At 62.1% G+C, this 4,931-nt stretch carries 3 protein-coding genes and 2 pseudogenes; all 5 read right to left on the bottom strand.

The genetic code is table 11. The features are described 5' to 3' along the window. A pseudogene (locus QZ653_RS14165) lies at window positions 1-522 on the bottom strand (hypothetical protein); the annotation flags it as partial. A 126-nt stretch (window positions 523-648) separates the two neighbouring features. Next, complete coding sequence (locus tag QZ653_RS14160) at window positions 649-1,437, bottom strand: FAD binding domain-containing protein (RefSeq protein WP_296421015.1); 789 nt, start codon at window positions 1,435-1,437, stop codon at window positions 649-651. Between the two features lie 154 nt (window positions 1,438-1,591). Beyond that, window positions 1,592-3,973: a xanthine dehydrogenase family protein molybdopterin-binding subunit gene (locus QZ653_RS14155; protein WP_296421013.1), complete on the bottom strand. Its 2,382-nt coding sequence runs from the start codon at window positions 3,971-3,973 to the stop codon at window positions 1,592-1,594. 108 nt (window positions 3,974-4,081) lie between these two features. After that, on the bottom strand, window positions 4,082-4,567 hold the full coding sequence (locus QZ653_RS14150; protein ID WP_296421012.1) for a (2Fe-2S)-binding protein: 486 nt from the start codon (window positions 4,565-4,567) through the stop codon (window positions 4,082-4,084). A gap of 127 nt (window positions 4,568-4,694) precedes the next feature. Beyond that, a pseudogene (locus QZ653_RS14145) lies at window positions 4,695-4,931 on the bottom strand (molybdopterin biosynthesis protein); the annotation flags it as partial.

The following is a 4,931-nucleotide window of genomic DNA, read 5'->3' as shown; positions in this document are numbered from 1 at the left end:
CTCGGCTTCCATCTCCGCCTCGGTCTCCACCTCCGCCTCGGTCTCCACCTCCGCCTCGGTCTCCGCTTCGGCATCACCCTCCGCGTCGACAGCATCAATCGCCTCGCTCAGTTCCTGATCGGCCTGCGCATCAATCGCGTCCTGCGCTGCCTCGCCCTCTTCCAAAGCGTCCTGAATCTCGTCCGTCGCCGCGTCAGAGGCCGCACTTACGTCCGCAGCAGCCTCGCCGGCGGGCTCGTTCACCTCGTCCTCAACGACCTGCCCCGCCTCCGGTGCCGCGTCCAATCCCAGATCCTGTGCCGTCATCTCGCTGAACTGGCCGTCCAGAACACCGTCTTCGCTGAAATCCTGAAAGGCCGCGTCAAACACGTCTTCGGACAGGATCACCTGATCCTCCAGAACACAGGGAAATTCCAGCATATCGGGCAGGCAGACCGGCGGCGTCTCCTGCGCCGATACGGGCCCCGCCAGAAGTGTGCCGACAACGGCGATGGCTGTGCTGTTGCGATATTTAGACGTCATGTGGATCACCTTTGAACATGCGGCCCGCCGACGCGAACCCTTCATCCCCAAACACACACGGGGCGCAAGGGTTCCCTTGCGCCCCGTGGCACCGGCACAATTCTGCCGTTGGGTGATGCGCAGACGTCAGGCCGCAGCCGTCACCGCGCGGCCCGTCATGACCTTGACCAGATGGGCGCGGTAATCGCCCGATCCATGCAGATCGCTGATCATGCCATCGCTGCTGACGGTCAGATCCGCCAGCGCGCCTGCCGAAAAATCATCCGACAGCGCGGCCTCCGCCTCGGTCCAGCGATAGACCCCCTCTTCAGAGGCACCGGTCACAGCCACCCGCACGCCATCCGCAAACTTCGCGACCATGACACCCACAAGCGCAAAGCGCGACGCAGGCTGCACAAACTTTTCGTAATGCGACATCTCGGGCACCGGAAAACGCACTTCGGTGATGATCTCACCCTCCTCCAGCGCCGTGGTGAACATGCCCTGAAAATAATCATCCGCCGCAATCTCGCGCGTGTTGGTGATGATCAAAGCCCCCGATGCCAGCGCGGCCGCGGGATAACAGGCCGACGGGTCGTTGTTGGCCAAAGACCCGCCCACCGTGCCGCGATTGCGCACCGCCGGATCGCCGATATGACCCGCCAGTGCCGCCAACCCCGGATAGGCCGTGGCCTCCGCCGCCACCACCGCATGGGGCGTGGCCCCGCCCACACAAACCTCGCCCGCGTCCGACATGCACACACCGCGCATCTCCGATATCGCGCCGAGGCTTACCAAGGTCGACGGCATGGCCAAACGTTGCTTTAACGTGGGGATCAACGTCTGCCCCCCACCCAACGCCTGCGCGTCCTCGTCTCCCAAAGCCGCAACCGCATCCGCAATCGTCGTGGGCCGTATCATCTCAAAGTCATACATCGTCTCTTGTCCTTTCTACCGGACCATCCAGAATGCCCTTCATTCTTCTGATCCTTAAACTCCGGGGGTCTGGGGGCTGGCCCCCAGGTGTCGGGGGTCTGGGGGCTGGCCCCCAGCGGATCGGATGAGCTTTGCTCATCCGATCCATACCACCTTACCCCTGCATCGCGCTCCACACCCGTGACGGGGTCAGCGGCATATCCACATGGGTCACCTCGTGCCCGCCTGATTGCAACGCATCGACCACAGCATTCACGACCGTCGGCGGCGATCCGATGGCCCCCGCCTCGCCACAACCCTTCACACCCAACGGGTTGTGCGTACACGGCGTGCCGTCGTCGTGATCCACCTGATAGAACGGCAGATCATCCGCGCGCGGCATGGCGTAATCCATGTAAGACGCGCTCAACAACTGACCGTCGCTGTCATAGGCCGTCTGCTCCACCAGCGCCTGTCCGATGCCTTGGCCCAGGCCCCCGTGCACCTGACCGGTGACAATCATCGGGTTGATGATATTGCCAAAATCATCGGCGGCGGCGAACCGCTCGACGGTGACTTTGCCCGTCTCGGGGTCCACCTCCACCTCACAGGCATAGGCGCCCGAGGGGTAGGTGAAGTTCGCCGGATCATAAAACGCCGTCTCCTCCAACCCCGGCTCAATATCCTCGATGGGGAACTGATGGGGGATATAGGCCTTCAACGCGACCTCACCGAAGCTTACGGATTTGTCGGTGCCCGCCACACTGAACTGGCCGTCTTTCAGCTCAATATCCGCGTCCGAGGCTTCCAGCATGTGCGCCGCGATCTTCTTGGCCTTGGCGATGATCTTTTCGGTGGCCCGCACCACGGCTGAGCCGCAAACCGCCAAAGACCGTGACCCATAAGTGCCCATCCCAAACGGGATTTTCGCGGTATCGCCGTGCACGATATCAATCGACGCCGCCTCAATCCCCAGCATATCGGCAACCACCTGCGGAAAGGCCGTCTCGTGCCCCTGCCCGTGGCTGTGCGCCCCGACCATGACGGACAGATTGCCCGTGGCATTCACCCGCACCGTCGCCGCATCATAAAGCCCCACACGGGACCCCAACACGCCCACCAGATTGGACGGCGCAATGCCGCAGGCCTCGATATAGGCGTTGACGCCCAAGCCCCGCAGTTTGCCCTTGGCCTCGCTTTCCGCACGCCGCGCGGCAAAGCCCTCGCGGTCGATCATCTTCTCCAGCTTGTCCATCTGCCGGTCATAATTGCCGCTGTCGTATTCCAGCCCTGCAGCAGAGGCGAAGGGGTATTGATCGGGCTTGACGAAATTCTTGCGCCGCAGCTCAACCGGATCCATTCCCAATTCCCGCGCCGTCATGTCGATGATGCGTTCGATGGAATAGGTGGCCTCGGGCCGCCCTGCCCCGCGGTAGGCATCCACAGGCGCAGTGTTCGTAAACACCGCCTTCACGTTCACATAGACATTGGGCACCGTGTAATTGCCCGCCATCAAGGTGCCATGCAGAAACGTCGGCGTCGCGGTCGAGAAATTCGACAGATAGGCGCCCACATTGGCCATGGTTTCCGTGCGAAACGCAATGAACGTGCCGTCCTTCTCGCAGGCCAATTCGATCTTGGTGACGTGATCGCGCCCGTGGGCGTCTGTCAAAAAGGCCTCGGACCGTGTGGCGGTCCATTTCACCGGTCGCTTCAGCTTCTTGGCCGCCGCCAGCACGAGCGCCTCTTCGCCGTAGTGATAGATTTTCGACCCAAAGCCGCCGCCCACATCGGGGGCCACGACGCGCAACTTGTTCTCAGGAATCCCCAGCACAAAGGCAGAGATCAGAAGCCGCGTCAGGTGCGGGTTCTGGCTGGTCGTATAAAGCGTGTATTCATCGGTGCCGGGGTTGTAATCGGCCGTCGACGCACGCGGCTCCATCGCGTTGGGCACCAGTCGGTTGTTCACCAATTCCAAGGTGGTCACATGGGGCGCGTTTTTGATGGCCTCATCTGTGGCGGCCCGATTGTCTTCGATCCAGCCCCAGTCAAAACAGATGTTGGTGTCGATCTCGTCATGAACCAAACCGCCCCCTTCGATGGCCGACGCCATGTCGATCACCGCAGGCAATTCCTCAATCTCCACCTCTAACGCCTCGACCGCGTCCCGCGCCTGTTGCTTGGTCTCCGCGATCACCGCGGCATAAGCATCGCCCACATGGCGGACCTTGCCATGGGCCAACACAGGCCGCTTGGGCTCTTTCATCGGCTCGCCATCGCGGCTGTTGATCAACCAGCCTGCGGGGTTGCCGCCGACCTCGACAAAATCCTCACCGGTGAAAATTGCCAGAACACCGGGCATGGCTTCGGCCGCCGTTGTGTCGATGCTCTTGATCACCCCGTTGGCCACATCTGACCGCGCAAAAACCGCATGGGCCTGCCCCGTCAGGTTGATGTCATCGGTGTATTGCCCCTCTCCGGTCAGAAACCGGATGTCTTCGCGGCGCGTGGTAGCAGCCCCGATGCCGCCCTCAACGGTTGAATTGTCCTTCGGCATTCATAGTCCTCCCTGTTGCGGGGCGGCCCGACCCCGGCCTCAAGAGACCGGACCCAGGCCTGACGGGTCGGAGCATCGCTCCGGGTCGTCTGGCCCCGACGTTTTCGGTTACTCCGCCGCGATGGCGCTGACGTCCTGACCGGACGCGGCCATGATCGCCTTGACGATATTGTGGTAGCCCGTGCACCGGCAAATGTTGCCTTCAAGATACGTGCGCACCTCGGCCTCCGTGGGCTTTGGGTTGTCTTTCAGCAAGGCCGCCGTCGACATCACCATACCCGGCGTGCAAAATCCGCATTGCAGCCCGTGGTGGTCCTGAAACGCCTGCTGGATCACGTTCAGCGATCCGTCCGCATTGGCCTGACCTTCGATGGTGCCCACATCGGCCCCCTCGGCCTCAGCCGCAAACATGGTGCAGGCCTTCACGGCCTCCCCGTTCACATGCACCACGCAAGCGCCACATTGGCTGGTGTCACAGCCCACATGGGTGCCTGTCAAATTCAGATCATTGCGCAGAAACTCCACCAGCAGCGTGCGGCCTTCGACCTCGCCACTGACAGTCTTTCCATTCACGGTCATTGAGACCTGTGCCATGGTATCCTCCCAGATGTTTGTATTTGGATCGAGTTAACCACGGGTTGTGCGGTCTGAGAACTAAATTCTCCGCCGCAGAGCAGCATTGCCCCAAATGCCCCGCATCAAGGGCCCGTTCCCCCACCTTCTATTCTCTGGGCCGTCCGCGTTCGGGGATCTCTTTCAACAGCCCACCAACACCCATCCTCATAATGTCCGCAGGCCCGACGGGCACGCCGCAAATCACCCGTTCCAGCACCCAATCCGCGCCGTTCATCGCAGGGGACCGCGCACAGCCCGGCAGGCCGATGACGGGCTTGGTCCCCAGCCGCCCCAGAAACAGCAGATTGCCGGGGTCAACCGGCATCCCGTAGTGAATGACCTC

Source organism: Pseudooctadecabacter sp. (genome assembly GCF_020627745.1).
Taxonomy (GTDB): Bacteria; Pseudomonadota; Alphaproteobacteria; order Rhodobacterales; family Rhodobacteraceae; genus Octadecabacter.
The sequence above is the reverse complement of the archived record's forward strand: the minus strand, read 5'-3'. Positions and strand labels throughout refer to the sequence as shown.

Excerpts from the sequence above, each read along its gene's own strand:
- QZ653_RS14160 (WP_296421015.1), bottom strand. The coding sequence starts at position 1,437 with ATGTATGACTTTGAGATGATACGGCCCACGACGATTGCGGATGCGGTT.
- QZ653_RS14155 (WP_296421013.1), bottom strand. The coding sequence starts at position 3,973 with ATGCCGAAGGACAATTCAACCGTTGAGGGCGGCATCGGGGCTGCTACC.
- QZ653_RS14150 (WP_296421012.1), bottom strand. The coding sequence starts at position 4,567 with ATGGCACAGGTCTCAATGACCGTGAATGGAAAGACTGTCAGTGGCGAG.